At 58.8% G+C, this 15801-nt stretch carries 14 protein-coding genes and 1 pseudogene; 6 read left to right on the top strand and 9 right to left on the bottom strand.

The window, feature by feature from the left end; genetic code table 11:
- The 3 genes and pseudogenes from T18_RS26560 to T18_RS05530 all read right to left on the bottom strand — a co-directional run.
- A pseudogene (locus tag T18_RS26560) lies at positions 1-1350 on the bottom strand (hypothetical protein); the annotation flags it as partial.
- A gap of 249 nt (positions 1351-1599) precedes the next feature.
- The gene (locus T18_RS05535) at positions 1600-2085 is read right to left on the bottom strand and encodes a peroxiredoxin (RefSeq protein ID WP_003511803.1); all 486 of its coding nucleotides are present in this window, start codon (positions 2083-2085) and stop codon (positions 1600-1602) included.
- A 122-nt stretch (positions 2086-2207) separates the two neighbouring features.
- Positions 2208-3056 carry a protein-disulfide reductase DsbD domain-containing protein gene (locus tag T18_RS05530; protein ID WP_038490093.1) on the bottom strand — a complete coding sequence of 283 codons (849 nt, stop codon included), beginning with the start codon at positions 3054-3056 and terminating at the stop codon, positions 2208-2210.
- 162 nt (positions 3057-3218) lie between these two features.
- Between T18_RS05530 and T18_RS05525 the strand changes: the two genes are divergently transcribed.
- From T18_RS05525 to T18_RS05515, 3 genes are all read left to right on the top strand, one after another.
- Positions 3219-3824 (top strand): YqgE/AlgH family protein, encoded by a 606-nt coding sequence (locus tag T18_RS05525; RefSeq protein WP_003511807.1) that lies wholly within the window; start codon positions 3219-3221, stop codon positions 3822-3824.
- A gap of 107 nt (positions 3825-3931) precedes the next feature.
- Complete coding sequence (locus T18_RS05520) at positions 3932-4123, top strand: CsbD family protein (protein WP_003511808.1); 192 nt, start codon at positions 3932-3934, stop codon at positions 4121-4123.
- A 167-nt stretch (positions 4124-4290) separates the two neighbouring features.
- The gene (locus T18_RS05515) at positions 4291-5397 is read left to right on the top strand and encodes a putative zinc-binding metallopeptidase (RefSeq protein WP_038490096.1); all 1107 of its coding nucleotides are present in this window, start codon (positions 4291-4293) and stop codon (positions 5395-5397) included.
- Positions 5398-5520: 123 nt separating this feature from the next.
- Here the strand turns inward: T18_RS05515 and T18_RS05510 are convergent, their stop codons facing one another.
- From T18_RS05510 to thrC, 4 genes are read right to left on the bottom strand one after another with little or no spacing between them, the layout of a single operon-like run.
- Positions 5521-8436, bottom strand: a complete 2916-nt coding sequence (locus T18_RS05510) for an EAL domain-containing protein (RefSeq protein ID WP_003511812.1) — start codon at positions 8434-8436, stop codon at positions 5521-5523.
- Complete coding sequence (locus tag T18_RS05505; protein WP_003511814.1) at positions 8433-9032, bottom strand: GNAT family N-acetyltransferase; 600 nt, start codon at positions 9030-9032, stop codon at positions 8433-8435. Before T18_RS05505 ends, T18_RS05510 begins: the two co-directional genes overlap by 4 nt.
- Before the next feature lie 33 nt (positions 9033-9065).
- Positions 9066-10364 carry a M16 family metallopeptidase gene (locus tag T18_RS05500; RefSeq protein ID WP_003511816.1) on the bottom strand — a complete coding sequence of 433 codons (1299 nt, stop codon included), beginning with the start codon at positions 10362-10364 and terminating at the stop codon, positions 9066-9068.
- 19 nt (positions 10365-10383) lie between these two features.
- A complete protein-coding gene (thrC, locus tag T18_RS05495; protein ID WP_003511817.1) occupies positions 10384-11781 on the bottom strand; it encodes a threonine synthase in 1398 nt (465 codons plus the stop codon).
- Positions 11782-12057: 276 nt separating this feature from the next.
- Here thrC and T18_RS05490 point away from each other — a divergent pair, with 276 nt between their 5' ends.
- A complete protein-coding gene (locus T18_RS05490) occupies positions 12058-12597 on the top strand; it encodes a hypothetical protein (protein ID WP_003511819.1) in 540 nt (179 codons plus the stop codon).
- A 196-nt stretch (positions 12598-12793) separates the two neighbouring features.
- Here the strand turns inward: T18_RS05490 and T18_RS05485 are convergent, their stop codons facing one another.
- Positions 12794-13483 carry an HAD family hydrolase gene (locus T18_RS05485; protein ID WP_003511821.1) on the bottom strand — a complete coding sequence of 230 codons (690 nt, stop codon included), beginning with the start codon at positions 13481-13483 and terminating at the stop codon, positions 12794-12796.
- A gap of 191 nt (positions 13484-13674) precedes the next feature.
- On the opposite strand from T18_RS05485, the gene T18_RS05480 reads away from it, so the two are divergent.
- A complete protein-coding gene (locus tag T18_RS05480; RefSeq protein ID WP_013635630.1) occupies positions 13675-14355 on the top strand; it encodes a GntR family transcriptional regulator in 681 nt (226 codons plus the stop codon).
- Between the two features lie 215 nt (positions 14356-14570).
- Positions 14571-15032, top strand: coding sequence for a DUF1284 domain-containing protein (locus tag T18_RS05475; RefSeq protein WP_038492706.1), 462 nt, complete (start codon positions 14571-14573; stop codon positions 15030-15032).
- Here the strand turns inward: T18_RS05475 and T18_RS05470 are convergent.
- Positions 14992-15801 (bottom strand): hypothetical protein (locus T18_RS05470; RefSeq protein WP_323455197.1); only part of this gene is annotated, 810 nt, incomplete at its 5' end. The genes T18_RS05475 and T18_RS05470 overlap by 41 nt on opposite strands.

The following is a 15801-nucleotide window of genomic DNA, read 5'->3' as shown; positions in this document are numbered from 1 at the left end:
GGTCGGCGTGTTGAGGGGCGCAGGGGTCGGCGCGGTGTTGGTGAGGAATGCAGGTGTCGGTGGCAAAGCGGTGGTGGGGGCCGGCATGTTTGCAGTTGGGAACGCCGGGGTGGGTGTCGGAGTGGCGGCCGGCGGCGGCGTTCTGGTGTGAACTTTTCCATCCTTAGAGCTGTCGGCCGTTGTTGTCGGGGGCACCACACGGGCGATATAGGCCCTATTGTCTTTTGTCTGCCCGACCACGATATTGCCGTCAGCACTGACATCTTCCGCGGTGGCGGTTGAAAAATCGCTGGCGACGGCAACGCCATTGTTGAGAAGCCAGTCTTTGACGGAAATCATGCCGGTCGCGCTCGTCCAACGGAAGCCTGTTGTTCCGCTAGTGGACTCCGATTGACCGACAACGACAGAGCCGTCCGCGCTTACAGCTCTGGCGAGAGATGATCGGCTTCCAGCCAAAACACCGAGTTCCTGCATGACGCCGCTCGCCTCGGTCCATCGGAAGGCGCGGATTTCATTGTTGGTACCGGCAATCCCTGCGCCGCTGAAATTGGCCATACCCACGACCACCGAACCGTCGGAGTTTACAGCGACGGCCGTAGAAGTGGTCCCTCCCGAAAGGGTACCGAGAGCATGCATTGTTCCGGTTGCGGCAGTCCATCGGTAAGCTAACGATTGACTCCCATTCCCAAAGGATTGCCCTACGATTACTGACCCGTCTGCACTGACACCAAATGCGTCGGATTGTCCTCCGGGTGTCAGCGATCCGAGTTCTTGCATGATTGCCGAGGGTCCAGTCCAGCGTACCGCATGGATACTGCCACCCCGCATTGCAAAACCGACGATCACGGAACCATCTGCGCTCACACTCATCGCCGTTGCGTTATCTATTCCGGCCGGAACGCTAAGTTCCTGCATGCCGCTTGAGCTTGCGGTCCAACGAAAAGGGCGAAATTTTGTATCCGTATAATATGTTCCGACAATGACTGAGCCGTCTGCATTCACGCCAAATGCCTCAGAGGATTTGGTGCCGGGTAGTACAGCGATGTCTTCTAAAACGCCGGTCGAAACGGTCCAGCGATAGGCACTCCAATTTTGGTTTTTTTTGTAGTACCCAACCACAATCGTGCCGTCTGCACTGATCGAAACAGCGTTCGACGTAGGAATGGGATCGACGTTGTGAAGGAATTTAGGAGCGCTTTGCTCGGCGGCGTAGGCAGTTCCAGTCAATCCCGCCGCTACCGCTATCGGGGTAGCGAAACGGAACAGTGATGTAAAAGTGCTGGCAAAAAAACAGGAATTTTTCAGTTTGCAAAAATATCGACAACCCCGTGAAATCTTTACTAAATCCATTTTACGAGCCGCCTAACACATATAATTTCAAAAATACACAGAAATTCTACGGCGTGAAAAGATTGTATATCTTTTTACTTAAATAAAAGAATCAACTGTATTACTCTATACATTGATAGAGTAACTGAAGTTCTTTTCAATATTGGATTTTATATAAAATATATCTTTTGTTTCTAATATTTGCAAAACTGAACTGTGTTTGCAGCTGCTTGGCACAGGAGGTCACACCCCCTGTGCCAAGACTCATCATTAAAGCTGCTCGATCATCGCTGCAGCGGCCGAGACCGTCGCCTGGCCGGGATTTTCTTCCACGTTGAGCGATGTAACCACGCCGTCTTTCACCAGCATCGAATAGCGCTTGGAGCGCACGCCAAGGCCACCGCCGGAGAGGTCGGCATCGAGGCCGAGCGCCTTGGTGAAGGCGGCGTCCCAGTCGGCGAGGAAGTGAATTTTGCCCTGGCCGCCGGACGATTGTGCCCATGCGCCCATGACGTGCCAGTCGTTGACGGAAACGACGGCGATGTCATCCACGCCCTTTGCGAGAATGGCGTCGCGGTTTTCGAGGTAGCCCGGCAGGTGGTTCAGCGAGCAGGTGGGAGTAAAAGCGCCGGGTACGGCGAAAAGAACCACCGTCTTGCCGCCAAAAAGCGCATCGGTGGTGGTTTCCACCGGGCCATCGGCGGTCTTTTCCTTGAAGGTTGCGGAAGGCAGTTTTTCGCCGATCTTGATAGTCATGTCCATGCTCCTATGGCCGTTTGGTTCGCGCGACTATAGAGCAAGGAAAAGAAAACTGTCATACGGTTTTCGCGGGAAATTCCATGGCTGAGACAGCCATTCGGGATATGCCGCCTGAACGGTCAGGGCTTTGGAAAATTGAGCATGGTCTCCATGGTCCGATCGCCGGATTTGACCAGAATGGGCCAGCTGTTGCCCTGCACCTGATAGGTTTTTGGCAAGCCCTTGATGTTCATGTAGAAGGAGAGCTTGCGCTTGTCTCGCACCAGGTTCTGCGGCTCATAATAGGCAAAACCGGAGGGGCCGGCGATGAATATCTCGGTCTCCTTCGGCGCGTTTTCCGGCAGCTGCAATTGCACGCCAAGCATGGTCTTGTCGGGCGTGATGTGGAAATCGACAACCTTGAAATCGTCGGACGCAGCCTCTGGCAGCGTCTCGCGCGCCTCTTCCAGCAATCGCCGCTCTTCGTGGTCGTCATCGCCCGCATTGCCGCGGCTGATCGAAAACGTCGCCTCAAAGGGAATGCAGATATTCTGGCAGACGCCGATGAAGGCGGTGAGGTCGATATTGCCTCCCGCTTTGGCGTCCACGGCTTTCAACTGAAAGGGAATGCTGACGGCGTGATCGTAGCCGATATCGGTGATATCGCCGTTCGCGATGAGCTTGGGAACAGGATAGGCCATCGATGTCAGGCTTACACCGCTTGCCGGATCAAGCGTGATCTTGGGCGGTATTCCAGCTTCGCCTGGTTCGCGCCAATAGGTTATCCAGCCGTCTTTAGGCTCGATCTGCAACACGCCGCGCACCACGCCGTCCGCATCCATGGCAAGGCTTGCCACACGCATCTGGCCGCCTTCACTTCTCGCCCAGTCGGTAATTTCGGCCTGCACTACTTGCCCGCTACCGAGAAGGGCGGCGAAGGCAACGGCGAGGCGAAGATGTGAAAATCGAAAGAATGTCCTGACGCTCATTCTTTCCGTCTAACCCAACATCGCCCGATGGACCAGTTACGAATTCGTGCGGTTCATCATTTTCGGTTGATTGATCGGGCGCGATGCCGCATCCTGTGCTTTGTCGAAGTGCGAACGCCGCTTTCCCATTCAATGATGGAATTCGGCAAGCTGGAGGCGCCGGTGAGCTTTTCAACCCTGATGGACAAACGCGAACGTGGCTTTTTTGACAGCCAGTTCCTCATTGCGATGCCGGGGCTGGACAATGGCAATTTTGCCCGTTCGGTGGTCTATATCTGCGCCCATTCGGATGCCGGAGCCATGGGTTTCATCATCAACCGGCCGCAACAGATCACCTTCACGGATATTCTGCTGCATCTGAAGCTGGTGGACAGCAACGACGCCATCATGCTGCCCAACCGCACCCGGGAATTTCCGATCCAATGCGGCGGCCCGGTCGAATCTGGCCGGGGTTTCGTGCTGCATTCCGATGACTATTTAAGTGAATCGAGCATTCCGGTCAGCGACGACATTTCCTTGACGGCGACGCTGGATATCGTGCGCGCCATTTCCAATGGTCGCGGCCCGCAAAAGGCCACCATGATGCTCGGTTATGCCGGCTGGGGTCCGGGTCAGCTGGAAAACGAGATCGCCAATAATGGATGGTTGAATTGCCCGGCGGCGGAAGAGCTGATTTTCGACCGTGGACTGGACAACAAATACGAGCGGGCGCTTGCGCTTATGGGTGTGGATGCTCGCATGCTTTCTGCGGAAGCCGGCCACGCCTGATTTTTTCGTGATGCTCCTTTTGTCGACTGCTGGAACCAATCCCAATCCCTGACGTTAACAATCCCGAAAGCCGCACAGACAGTACGGCTCAACTAGGGAGCAGTAACGTGGGTAGCACATCAGACAAGATCGCCGGTACAGCCAAGGAAGTTGCTGGCAAGGTCAAGAAAAACGTCGGCGAAGCAACCGGCAACAACGAGCTGCGCGCCAAGGGTGCCGCTCAGGAAACCGAAGGCAAGGTACAGAAGAACGTCGGCAAGGCCAAGGATGCGGTCAAGGGTGTCGTTGATCGTATGTAATGCCACCTGACGGGCTCCCGTGTCTTTGATGCGGTGCTTTGGAGCGCATGTGTTATCGCACATGCGCTCTTGTCGTCTGGGGCCCTGAAGGGCGGGTTTGTTACGCCTTTCACCTTGGTCTCTTATATTCGCCTTCACCCAATTCATCCACCGCAAGGGTTTCATGAATGAAGCTTTTTTCCTGCGCTTCCTGTGGCCAGCCGGTCCACTTCGACAATCGTTTCTGTGTCTCTTGCGGCCATCGTCTGGCCTTCGTGCCGGAGCGCCTTTCCATGGAAGCGCTGGCGCCTGCGGGTGAGCCGAACTGGCAACTCGTGGCCCAGCCGGAAAGACAGGTGCGGTTCTGCGCCAATGAGGTGAACGACATCTGCAACTGGTCTGTGCCGGCGGAAAGCCAGAACGCCTTTTGCCCGGCCTGCAGCCATAACCGTCTCGTTCCAAATATCGCGACGGATGAGGGTATCGTACAATGGCGCGGCATCAGCCAGGCGCAACGGCATTTGTTCTATTCGATATTGCGTCTCGGCCTGCCGCATCCCAACCGCGATGCCGATCCTGTCGGCGGGCTAGTCTTCGACTTTCTGGTCGACGAGGTCGCGCCCGACGGTTCGGTCATTCCCGCCATGACCGGCCACGACGAGGGCCTGATCGCCATTCGCGCGGCAGAGGTGGATGATGCGACGCGCGAGCAGGTGCGCACCAACATGAACGAGCCCTATCGCACCATGCTTGGCCATTTCCGTCATGAGGTTGGGCATTTCATCTGGAACAAGCTGGTTCGTGATGAGAACCGGCTGGAGGCCTGCCGCGCGGTATTTGGCGATGAGCGCGAAGACTATGCCGCGGCCCTACAGTGCAATTACGAGCAGGGGCCGCGCCCCAACTGGCAGGAAACCTTCATAAGCGCCTATGCCTCCGTGCATCCCTGGGAGGATTTTGCTGAGTGTTTCGCGCATTATCTTCACATCGTCGATACGCTGGAAACCGCGCGCGCCTTTGGTGTGGCGATAGACCCCGACGGACATGAGGAAATGGCGGCGGAGGTCACTTTCGATCCCTATAATGCCCGTAGCGCCGCACAACTGGTCAAGGCCTGGATTCCGCTCAGCGTCGCCATCAACTCGATCCAGCGCAGCATGGGGGAGGCGGACCTTTATCCCTTCGTGCTGGCCCCGCCTGTTGTGAGCAAGATGGAATTCATCCACGACCTGCTACACGGCAGGATCGACGCGATGCCTCAACAGCAGATGCAGCAGTTCTCGATGGCGCAGTGAATACGAGACACAAGAAGTCATAGTCAGGAAACGCGTCGTTTCCTTCTCCCGTCATTCCGGCTCAATGCCGGAATGACGGCGGTGGATGGAGTAGCCCTTTACCACCCCATATTCCAATACCTCTTACGAAGCTCGCTTCGTCGGCTGGAACCGCTCCCGCAGAAGCTTCAGCGCCGCATCGCCGGAAACCGGTGTGCCGAACAGGAAGCTCTGGCCGAAATGGCAGTTCATGCGTGAGAGTTCCGCCGCATCCTCAGGCGTTTCAATGCCTTCCGCCACCACCTGCATATCGAGAGCGCGCGCCATGGCGATAACGGAGCGCAGCAGCACGTTGCGCTTGTCGCTGGTATTTGCCACCAGTGCCTTGTCGAGCTTGATCGTATCGAAGGGGAAGCGGGTGAGATAGGCAAGTGACGAATAGCCGGTGCCGAAATCGTCCATGGCGAGGCTGATGCCCGTTTCCTTCAGCTTGGAAAGCACCAGCCGCGCCTGTTCCGGGTTCTCCATCACCACGGATTCCGTCAGCTCCAGCTTCAGCTGCTGCGGATTACAGCGCGTTCGCGTCAGCATGCCGCGCACGTCGTTATACAGTTCGTTATTCAGCAATTGCGCGCTGGAAATATTGACGGAGATGAAGATCGGCATCTTCTCGATGGAATGCTGCCAGTCCATCAGGTCGGTCGCTGCCCTTTCCAGCGCGAACATGCCGAGCGGTTCGATCAGGCCGGAGGCTTCCGCGATGGGGATGAATTCGCTCGGCGGAATGTTGCCGCGCTTGGGGTGTTCCCACCGCATCAGCGCCTCGAAACCGGCCAGCGCGCCATCGTCAAGCTTGACGATGGGCTGATAGGCGAGCGACAGCTCCTTGCGCTCGATGGCGCGGCGAAGATCGCTTTCCATTTGCAGGCGGTCGGTGCCGGACGTGCGGAAAGCGGGACGGAACGGCTCGACGCGGTTTCCGCCAGCGCGCTTGGCGCGGTACATCGCCAGTTCCGCATCGCTCAAGAGACCTGCGGCACTTTCCTGCTGGTCAATCCATGAAACGAGGCCGATGGAGGCGGTGAGGATGATTTCGCGATTGGCGAAATTGATCGGCACCATGATTGCCTTGTTCACCGCATCGGCGAAATCGGCCACCCGCTGCGGATCGCGCTCCGAGGTCAGGATCAGGCCGAATTCATCGCCGCCTAGACGCGCCAGCGTATCCTGCGGTTTCAACAGGCGGCGCAAACGCCGTGTCAGCGCGATGAGGATATTGTCGCCTGCAGCAATGCCGAGCGTATCGTTGACCAGCTTGTAACGGTCGATATCGATCGCCATCACCGTCGGGCGCACGCCGTCGCTTTCGGGGGAGAGGTTGAGGATCGATTGCAGGCGGTCGAGGAAGACCTGCCGGTTTGGTAGCCCGGTCAGATTGTCATTCATCGCATCCTGCAACAGCCGCTCCACCGAGTTCTTCTGCTCGGTGATGTCGGTGATGGTGCCGACGCAGCGGATGATTTCGCCGTTGGAGCCGAGAACCGGGCGCGCGCGGATTTGCAGCCAATGGAAATGTCCGTCTTCAGCGCGAATGCGGAATTCGTGATTGAGGCGGCCCTTGCGATGGTCGAGCAGCACGTCGAGCGTTGCCTTGAACCGGTCGCGATCGTCAGGATGCAGGCGCGGCAGCCAGTTGCGCGCAGCACCATGCATCGTGCCGGGCTCCAGCCCCAGACGGTTGGAAATATCAGGTGTGGTGACGATGCGGTCGCGCGTCACGTCCCAGTCCCACACGGTATCGCCGCTGCCCGTCAGTGCGAGAGATTGCCGTTCGAGATCGGAAAACAGGCCCTGCTGATAGGCGCTGCCGGCAAAGGCATGCTGGATGACTGTGAAGCCGATCAGAAGCACGATCAGCACCAGCCCGCCGCCAAGCGCCGGCTGCACGATGTCGTTGTCCAATTGTCCGGTCACCGTCAGCCAGCTGCCGAACAACCAGACGAGGATGAGCGCCCAGGACGGAACGAGCAAAATCGCCCGGTCGTAACGGTTGAAGCCAAGATAGATGATGAGTGCGATGCCGGCCGTCGCCGTCAGCGCGAAGGAGACGCGCGCGATACCGGAGGCGACCGAAGGATCGTAAATCGCGACGCCGAACAGCAGCGCCAGCCCCACCACCCAGGCAAAGGTCGCATAACCCAGATGCGCGTGCCAGCGGTTTAGATTGAGATAGGTGAACAGGAAGACCACGAAGCTGGAGGCGAGAGCCACTTCGGCGCCCGCCCTCCATATTCGCTGATCGCTGGATGTGACGGTGATGAGTTTTTCAAGGAAGCCGAAATCGACGCAGATATAGGCGAGCACCGCCCAGGCGAGCGCGGCCGACGCCGGCAGAACCGAGGTTCCCTTGACGACGAACAGGATGGTCAGGAGCACGGCCAGCAGGCCGGCAATGCCGAGAACGATGCCGCGATAGAGCGTGAAGGCGTTGATCGTATCCTTGTAGGCTTCCGGTTCCCACAGATAGATCTGCGGCAATTGCGGTGTCGACAGCTCGGCGACGAAGGTGATGACGGAGCCGGGATTGAGCGTGATGCGGAAGACGTCGGCATCCGGGCTTGGCTGCCGGTCAAGCGCAAAGCCTTCGCTCGGTGTGATCGCGATGATGCGCTGCGAGCCGAGATCGGGCCAGAACAGCTTGGAATTCACCAGACGGAAATGCGGTGCGACGATAACGCGCTCCAGCTGCTCTTCCGAGACGTTGGCGAGCGCGAAGACGGCCCAGTCGCCCTGATGGTCGGTGGAGCTGGCGCGCACCTCGATACGGCGGCGGATGCCATCCGGACCGGGCGCGGTCGAGACCTGAAAGGCTTCACCCTGATTGGCATAGATATCGGTTGTCGCGGTGAGATCGAGCGCCGTATCGTCACGGGAAATCTTCACCGGCTCGAAGGCGTAGGAAAGAGACGAAAAAAGCAGGAAAAACAGGAAGAACGGCGCAGCCAGTGCAATTGCCGCCAGACGTTTCGACAGGCACGGCGCAGAGTGAGTGTAAGTCATGTATCGTACTTCGTTCCACTGGAGCTTTGCTTGTCGGCAAGAAGGGAAAACATCGTATGATCCCGCCATTGGCCGTTGATTTTCAGATATTCCCGCAAGAGGCCTTCCCGCTGGAACCCGGCATTTTCGAGAAGCCGGATGCTTTTGAAGTTTTCCGGAATACAGGCTGCCTCGATACGGTGCAACTGAAGTCCGTTGAAGATATAGGGTATTACCAATTTTAATGCGGCAGACATATGGCCTTGCGCGGCGTAGCGTTCGCCCACCCAGTATCCTATCATGCAGCTTTGTGCAGCACCCCTCCTGATATAACCGATGGTGATGCCGCCAACGAGCAACGTCTCCTTCTCGAATAGCAGAAACGACACGGCGGTGCCGGAGGAAAACTCCTGGCCGTTGCGCACCACACGCGTGCGGAAGGAGCCTTCCGTCAGTTCGTCCGGGCGCCAGGTGGGTTCCCATGGCTGGAGAAACTGACGGCTTTCCGAGCGCAGAACGTGCCACTGCTTGAAATCGCCATAGCGCGGCAGTCTGAGAAGATGGTTGGCGCTGCGCAGTTCCGGGGTGTCGTTATGTCGGGAAAGAAAACGCAGCATTCACCATCCCTGTACGGAAAGAAACCGCAACCCTCAGCCGTTCGCCTTTATCCTTGCGGGCTGCTGCGCGGAAAGCGCGGCAGTAATGTCTGAAAGAGGCGGCAGCTGTTCGAGCGGGCCAATTGCAGACAACGTCGGAACTGTATCGAAAAACAGCCGTCCTGCAAGATCGGTCAGGCGTTCCCGCGTGATGTCGTTCAGGCGCTCCATCATCTCCTCATTGGGGATGGGCCGGCCGTAAAGCATCATCTGCCGTGCCATCTGGCCGGCACGGGCTGCCGGGCTTTCCTGACCCATCAGCAGTTGCGCGCGGATTTGTGCGCGGGCGCGGTCGATTTCTTCCTGATGAATGGTCTGGGAAGACTTGCGCAACTCGTCGACGATGACGGGCATCAGTTCCGGCAGGTCGTTGCCGCCGGTCGCCGCATGCACGCCGAAAATGCCGGTGTCGGAAAAACCCCAATGGAAGGCATAAACGGAATAACAAAGGCCGCGGGACTCTCGCACTTCCTGGAACAGGCGCGATGACATGCCGCCACCGAGAATATTGGCGAGAATTTGCGAACAGTAGAAATCGCGGGCGTGATAGGCCTTGCCCTCGAAGCCGAGAAGCACCTGCGCGTCCATGAGGTCACGGGTCTCGCGGATTTCCCCGCCGGTATAGATCGCCTTTTCGAGAACCGGCGTGGTGACCGGCAGCTGCGGCAGCGAGGCAAAACGTTCTTCCACCTGCTTCACGAAGCTCTGGTGGTCGACAGCACCTGCTGCAACGACGAAGATGCGATCCGTTGTATAGTTGCGGGCGAGATAATGCCTGATCTGGGCGCTGGTGAAGGATTGCACGGTTTCCGGAGTGCCGAGGATCGGGCGGCCGATGGTCTGGTCGCGATAGGCGACGCCGGAAAAATTGTCGAAAATCACATCGTCAGGCGTATCGGTGGCGGCACCGATTTCCTGGAGGATTACGTTTTTCTCCCGCTCCAGCTCGTCTTCGTCGAACAGCGACTCCGTCAGGATGTCTGCAAGAATATCGACGGCGAGCGGAACGTGGTCTTTCAGGACGCGGGCGTAGTATGAAGTTGTTTCCGTCGATGTCGCGGCGTTGACTTCGCCGCCGACATTTTCGATCTCTTCGGCGATCTGCCGGGCGGTACGGCGCGCCGTACCCTTGAAGGCCATATGCTCGAGAAGATGGGCGATGCCGTGCTCGGCAGTCGTCTCGTTGCGGGACCCGGATTTGATCCACACCCCAAGAGCAACGCTTTCGAGATGCGGCATTCTTTCCGTGACAACGGTCAACCCGGACGAAAGCCGGGTCACATTAACTCTCATATCAAGTCTTTCCGCGTCTCTATTTGCCGGCGCGTGCGTGGCTGCCGATGAAGGTTTCCACCGTCTTCAGCTCTGCGTCCAGAATGTCGAAACGCTCCTCCCGGTTCATAATGTCGGCTAGCCATACTGGAAGCGCCGGGTCGATTGCGCAAGCGGATTTTACGGCGGCCGGGAATTTAGCCGGATGGGCAGTGGACAGGACCACCATCGGGCTTGATGCCTTTTCGTGTTTTTCCGCCACAAAAACGCCGGTCGCCGTATGCGGGTCGATCAGGTAACCGGTTTTCTCAAGCGTATCGCGGATCGTCGCCGCCACCTGCTTTTCGGTGGCGCGGCCGGCGCGGAAATCCTTCTTGATGAATTTCAGCGCATGCGGCGGGATTTCAAACGCGCCGGATTGCTTGAGGCCATCCATCGACGCCTTTACCGCAGCGGAATCGCGGCCATAGGCCTCAAACAGCAGCCGCTCGAAATTCGAGGATATCTGGATGTCCATCGAGGGCGAGGTGGTGGGCGTGACGCCGCGCATCTCGTAACGGCCGGTCTTCAGCGTACGCGCCAGAATGTCGTTGTCGTTGGTGGCGATGACAAGCTTGTCGATCGGCAGGCCCATCTTCTTGGCGACGTAACCGGCGAAGATATCACCGAAATTGCCCGTTGGAACGGTGAAGGAAATCTTCCGGTCGGGACCGCCGAGCGACAGGGACGCCGTGAAATAATAGACCACCTGCGCCATGATGCGCGCCCAGTTGATGGAGTTGACGCCCGAAAGCTTGACGCCGTCGCGGAATTTCGCGTCGTTGAACATTTCTTTGACGAGGTTCTGGCAATCGTCGAAATTGCCGTTGATCGCCAGCGCATGCACGTTGGAGGCGGTGGAGGTCGTCATCTGGCGCTGCTGCACCGGAGAGACCTTGCCGTTGGGGAAAAGGATGAAGATGTCGGTGCGCTCGCGCCCGGCAAAGGCGTCGATGGCTGCGCCGCCGGTGTCGCCGGAGGTGGCGCCGACGATGGTAGCGCGCTCGCCGCGCTCAGCCAGCGTATAATCCATCAGGCGGGCGAGAAGCTGCATCGCCACGTCCTTGAAGGCAAGCGTGGTGCCGTGGAAAAGCTCCAGCACGAAGGTGTTTGGCCCGGTCTGCGTCAGGGGTGCTACGGCCGGATGGCGGAACGTCGCATAGGCGTCGTCGATCATCGCCCTGAACTTGTCGGCCGGAATTTCACCGCCGGTGAAACGGTAGAGAACCTCAAACGCGATGTCCTGATAGGACTTGCCGCGCAGGTTGCGGATTTCCTTTTTCGACATGGAGGGCCATTCGCGCGGCACGTAAAGCCCGCCATCACGGCCAAGGCCCGCCAGAAGCGCGTCGCAGAAACCAAGCGAAGGGGCCGCACCCCTGGTCGATACATATTTCACGAGATAGTCCCTTGTCGTTTACCGGTCTGTCCGTTGCCGTTACCGGCTCTTTATCAGCAGCATCCCGCCGGAATGAGGCGATTGGCGAGGTAATGAAGGGCTTTTTTGAAAATTCAAGCAAAACCAAACATGCCAATCGATTTTTTCCGGCGTCGCTGCTATAGACCATCGCCAACCTGCGTGAAAGGTCAATAAACAGCGTCTCCGGTTCGGTTCCGGGACAATGGAGAGGGAATTAGAAGAGTGTCAGGGAATTTCTTGCGTTTGTCCGCCGCGATGTCGCTTCTGGCCGTTGTTGCAGGATGCAATTCCTCCAATCCGTCAGATTCGCTTGCCGTCAACCCTCCGGCGGCGCAGGCAAATGCCGTTGCTCCGGTGGTGCAGGCCAACTGCCCGACGGTCACGGTTCTCGATGCCAATGCCGTCCACCGCGTGTATGCCGGTGGCGCAAAGGACGATCCGCAGAAACTCGCCTATCAGGTTTCGCTGTCAGACACGACGCGCTCTTGTACCGCGAACGAAACCACCCTGACGGTAAACGTGCTGGCCCAGGGCCGCCTCGTTCCCGGCCCGATGTCGAAGCCCGGCCGCGTGACCGTACCGATCCGCGTCACCGTTAAGGACGGCGACGGCGAGATTTACGGCGAAACGACCAATTTCGCCATCGACGTTGCTGCAGGCGGTGCCGGCACGCAGTTCATCTTCAACAACGATCATGTCGCCATTCCCAACGGACCGGGCGGCGCACCGAGGTCGGTCAGTGTCTATATCGGTTTTGCCGAGCAGGGCGCAAAGGCCAAGACCAAGCGCCGGTGATTTGACGGGCGAAATGTAAAAACCGGAGGCTGCTGTTGCGGGCTTTCGGGCAGATCGCAAACAAACCATGGCTCATACGCAACGTCATCCTCGGGCCTGTCCCGAGGATCCGAACACGTATCGTGGAATCAAGTCGTTGCAGATGCTCGGGACAGGCCCGAGCATGACGAAGTGGCGTTTGTGACAAAGCCAGAGATTAAAAAGCGCCTTCCCACTCCGCCATCGCTGCAATAACGGCGGGCAGGTCCTGCATGCGTGAAATCACCGTTTCCGCGCCCGCATCCGTCAACCGGTCGGCATGGCTCGGATAGGTGTGGGATGCGCCGGTGAAGCCGATGACGCGCATGCCGGCTGCCTTTGCACCATGCACGCCGTGCACGGAATCCTCGATTACCACGGCGCGATCCGGTGAAACGCCGAACTGGGCTGCGCCATGCAGGAAGATATCCGGCTTCGGCTTGACGCGGTCGGCTCCGAGATCCTTGGCGGAGTAGATATGCGGTGCGAAATAGGGCTTCAGGCCCACCTTCGTCAGCATCATGTCGAGGCGGTGGCTGGAGGAATTCGAGCAGATGCAACGCGGTGTCGTCAGGCGCGACAGAGCGAACTTGACGCCCTCGATGATCTTCACGTCGCGTTCCAGCCGCGCGTCGAGCAGCTTTTCCGACTTGTCGAGCAGCGATGCGGAAAACGGGATGCTGGCTTCGCTTTCCACCTGCAGGAGGATGTTCTTCCAGGTCATGCCGGCGAAACGCTCGCCCATTTCCTCGACGGAGATCGGATACCCGGCCTCGGTCAGAAGGCGGGACTCCACCTGTGCGGCGATGATTTCGGAATCGACCAGAACGCCGTCACAGTCGAAAATAATGAGGTCGAAGCCGCTCATGGGCGCTCCCTGTATCGGATTTGCCTTGGAAAAAAGTGATGCCCGGGCTTTTAGACCAAGTCCGCGTCAAGCTCAACCGGCTGGCCCGCAAGGGTCGGTCGCGCCCGGCTCATAGCTGGGATTTGGCTTTGCGCGTTTCCTGCTTGCAAAAACCGCTACACAGATCAGCGCCGGATGCGTTATGGGATGTTATGCCCAAGACAGCGAAAACCAGACCCGAAGATACCATTGCCGCACGCATCAGCCGCACACTGGCTGACCGCATCGTGCGCGGTGAGCTGTCGCCGGGTGAACGTCTGAGGCAGGATCACATCGCCGCCGAATTCGGCGCATCGCATGTGCCGGTGCGCGAAGCGTTCCGCAGGCTGGAGGCGCAGGGCTTGGCCGCCAGCATTCCGCGCCGCGGCGTGCGGGTCGCGGATTTCGGCCTTGCCGATGTGCGCGAAGTCGCGGAAATGCGCGCCGCGCTTGAGGTTCTGGCGCTGCGCCACGCCATTCCAAACATGACTTCAGCCATTCTCGACCAGGCGGAGGCCGCCACGCTCGAAGGCGATAGCGCGGTCGATGTGCAGCATTGGGAAGAGGCCAATCGCCGCTTCCACCGCCTCATCACGGCGCCTTGCAACATGCCGCGCCTGATGGAGGCGATCGACGGCCTGCATGCCGCGAGCGCCCGGTTCCTGTTTTCCGCCTGGCGGGCAGGATGGGAGCGCCGCACCGATACCGATCACCGCGCAATCCTCGACGCATTGCGCGGCGGCCGTGCCGAGGAGGCGGTGCGAATTCTCGACGGGCACGTGCAATGGATCGGCCGCAAGGCAATCCGCACCCCTTCAGGCTCGGTGCACGATGCCTTTGCCATCGTCGGATAGGCCGTGAACGATTGGCTGGGCTCGTTTGGACTCCGCCCGAAAAGTCGGTTATCGATATCCGGCCGCGATGACGATCCGCGGTGCGTGAAGGGAGCATGTATGGCTGCTGATACGGCGAAATCACGGAGCGGATTTTTCCTTTGTCCGCCGATCTGTTTTCTTGATCGGAAACGCGTCCCGTGACGGTCCGCCTTCGCCCCCATCACCTTCTCTGCATGCTGACCTATGTGGGGAAGGGATATACCTCCGGCTTTGTCGAAAACTACGACCGTGTCGCCGCTCGGCTGAACGCTGGCGAAGAGGATATCGAGCTGGTCGATGGGCCGGACGATATCTGCGTTGGCCTGTTGTGTGAAACCCATGCCCACTGTTTCAACGAGGGCGTGGTGCAGAGGGACGAGGCGGCCAGGCTTTCGGTTTCAACGCTTTTGAACGAGACAATAACCGCCGGAAAGCGGCTGCGCGCAACGCCGGAGCTACTGGAGAAAATGCGTCTGGCCTTTGCTGCCGGAGACATCCGGCAGGCCTGTCGCGGCTGCCAGTGGATTAGGCTGTGCGATCGCATCGCGGCATCAGGATTTACCGGCGTGAAAATTGGCGAGCCGCCGCCGCACCCGGCCGGGCAGCGGCTTACTGCTACTCCGGCACATTCGTCTCGGTTCTCTCGGCGGCCTTGACCGTCGCCTTGATCTCCTTCGGCTCGCGCCCGGATTTCTTGTCGTAGCTCACCTTCACCGAATAATCGCCGGGATGCAGGGTCTCCTGATGCCGGTTGCCATAACGGCCGGAAATTTCCTTTTGCGTACCCTGAAGGTCCTTGGTCGTTTCGACGATGTCGATCCGCTCCGCACCCGGTGCCGTGATTGCCAGAACACCAGCATCGAGGTTGAGGTTGATCTCGGTGCGTTTTCCTGCAGTTATGGTGAAGGGCTGTTCCACCGTGACCTTGCCCAGACGCGCGCGCATCACGAAATCGCCGGCAGGCATTTCCATGGTTTTGCCGGTGCCGTAAACACCGTTGATGGTCTGGCGCGTGCCATCAAGCGTCTCCTTGGCTGAAAGCGCTTCGAAACGGATATCGTCCGTTTCCACAGCCTTGCCACCGTCCGTGTAGGCCGCCTTGGCAACGACCACGCCGCTTGGGATGACTAGATCGTGGCTGATCGTCTCGCCCGCCTTGATGGCAAGCGTTTCCTGCGCACGCGCAGGGCCGATGCTGCCGGTGAGGAGGAGTTCGCCCGCCGGCACGAAGGTCGTGTTCTGCCCGTAGACGCTGTCCTTGAAATCGTCTTTGGTAATTTCGGTTTTCGCCTGGCTTTCCACATCGCCGCCGGGGCTGCGTTTTGGCACCACCGTCAGTTCCGCCGCGTCGAAATTCGCCTTTGGCCTCGTTAGGCTTCCCTCCTTCACCTCAAAGGGTATTTCGCGACGGATGTTGCCCAGCGC

The sequence above is a fragment of the Rhizobium sp. TBD182 genome, assembly GCF_001950375.1.
In the GTDB taxonomy this organism is placed as follows: domain Bacteria; phylum Pseudomonadota; class Alphaproteobacteria; order Rhizobiales; family Rhizobiaceae; genus Agrobacterium; species Agrobacterium tumefaciens.
The sequence above is the reverse complement of the archived record's forward strand: the minus strand, read 5'-3'. Positions and strand labels throughout refer to the sequence as shown.

What these genes read in the sequence shown, in the direction of transcription:
- T18_RS05490 (WP_003511819.1), top strand. Translation starts at nt 12,058, where the DNA reads ATGTCGCTTCTGGCCGTTGTTGCAGGATGCAATTCCTCCAATCCGTCA.
- T18_RS05480 (WP_013635630.1), top strand. Translation starts at nt 13,675, where the DNA reads ATGCCCAAGACAGCGAAAACCAGACCCGAAGATACCATTGCCGCACGC.
- T18_RS05475 (WP_038492706.1), top strand. Translation starts at nt 14,571, where the DNA reads ATGCTGACCTATGTGGGGAAGGGATATACCTCCGGCTTTGTCGAAAAC.
- T18_RS05535 (WP_003511803.1), bottom strand. Translation starts at nt 2,085, where the DNA reads ATGACTATCAAGATCGGCGAAAAACTGCCTTCCGCAACCTTCAAGGAA.
- T18_RS05530 (WP_038490093.1), bottom strand. Translation starts at nt 3,056, where the DNA reads ATGAGCGTCAGGACATTCTTTCGATTTTCACATCTTCGCCTCGCCGTT.
- T18_RS05510 (WP_003511812.1), bottom strand. Translation starts at nt 8,436, where the DNA reads ATGACTTACACTCACTCTGCGCCGTGCCTGTCGAAACGTCTGGCGGCA.
- T18_RS05515 (WP_038490096.1), top strand. Translation starts at nt 4,291, where the DNA reads ATGAAGCTTTTTTCCTGCGCTTCCTGTGGCCAGCCGGTCCACTTCGAC.
- T18_RS05500 (WP_003511816.1), bottom strand. Translation starts at nt 10,364, where the DNA reads ATGAGAGTTAATGTGACCCGGCTTTCGTCCGGGTTGACCGTTGTCACG.
- T18_RS05485 (WP_003511821.1), bottom strand. Translation starts at nt 13,483, where the DNA reads ATGAGCGGCTTCGACCTCATTATTTTCGACTGTGACGGCGTTCTGGTC.
- T18_RS05505 (WP_003511814.1), bottom strand. Translation starts at nt 9,032, where the DNA reads ATGCTGCGTTTTCTTTCCCGACATAACGACACCCCGGAACTGCGCAGC.